We start from the raw sequence: 1172 nt of genomic DNA, 5'->3' as shown, positions 1-1172 counted from the left end.
GCGAGGATCTTGGACACCACGCCTGCGCCGACGGTGCGGCCGCCTTCGCGGATGGCGAAGCGCAGGCCGTCTTCCATCGCGATCGGCGCGATCAGTTCCACCGTGAACTTCAGGTTGTCGCCCGGCATCACCATCTCGGTGCCCTCGGGCAGCATCACCGTGCCGGTCACGTCCGTCGTGCGGAAGTAGAACTGCGGGCGGTAGTTCGCGAAGAACGGCGTGTGACGGCCACCCTCTTCCTTGGTCAGGATATAGGCCTCGGCCTCGAACTTCGTGTGCGGGTTCACCGACTTGGGCTTGCACAGAACCTGCCCGCGCTCCACGCCCTCACGGTCGATGCCGCGCAGCAAGATGCCGACGTTGTCGCCCGCCTCACCACGATCGAGCAGCTTGCGGAACATTTCCACGCCCGTGCAGGTCGTCGTCTTGGTGTCGCGGATGCCCACGATCTCGATCGAATCGCCCACGTTGATCACGCCGCGCTCGACGCGACCGGTCACGACCGTGCCACGGCCCGAGATCGAGAACACGTCCTCGATCGGCATCAGGAACGGCAGGTCCACCGCGCGTGCCGGCGTCGGGATGTATTCGTCCACAGCCGCCATCAGCGCCCGGATCGAGTTCTCGCCAATCTCCGGCTGGGTGCCGTTCATCGCATGCAGAGCCGAGCCGCGCACGATCGGAATGTCGTCGCCGGGGTAGTCGTAGGAGGTCAGAAGCTCGCGGATCTCCATCTCCACCAGCTCCAGCAGCTCCTCGTCATCGACCTGGTCGACCTTGTTCATGTAGACGACCATGAAGGGGATGCCGACCTGACGGCCGAGCAAGATGTGCTCGCGCGTCTGCGGCATCGGGCCGTCGGCCGCGTTCACCACCAGGATCGCGCCGTCCATCTGGGCGGCACCGGTGATCATGTTCTTCACATAGTCGGCGTGGCCGGGGCAGTCGACGTGGGCGTAATGGCGCGCCTCGGTCTCGTATTCCACATGCGCCGTCGAGATCGTGATCCCGCGCGCCTTCTCCTCGGGCGCGCCGTCGATCTGGTCATATGCCCGGAATTCGCCGAAATACTTCGTGATAGCCGCCGTCAGCGTCGTCTTGCCGTGGTCAACGTGCCCAATCGTGCCGATGTTCACATGCGGCTTCGTACGCTCAAACTTTGCCTTTGCCAT

At 64.3% G+C, this 1172-nt stretch carries 1 protein-coding gene; it reads right to left on the bottom strand.

Annotation, left to right across the window (positions count from 1 at the left end; translation table 11 throughout):
* Positions 1-1172 (bottom strand): elongation factor Tu (gene tuf, locus C7455_RS19775; protein WP_109671171.1); only part of this gene is annotated, 1172 nt, incomplete at both ends.

Origin of the sequence: Roseicyclus mahoneyensis (assembly GCF_003148775.1) — a bacterium.
In the GTDB taxonomy this organism is placed as follows: Bacteria; Pseudomonadota; Alphaproteobacteria; order Rhodobacterales; family Rhodobacteraceae; genus Roseicyclus; species Roseicyclus mahoneyensis.
The sequence above is the reverse complement of the archived record's forward strand: the minus strand, read 5'-3'. Positions and strand labels throughout refer to the sequence as shown.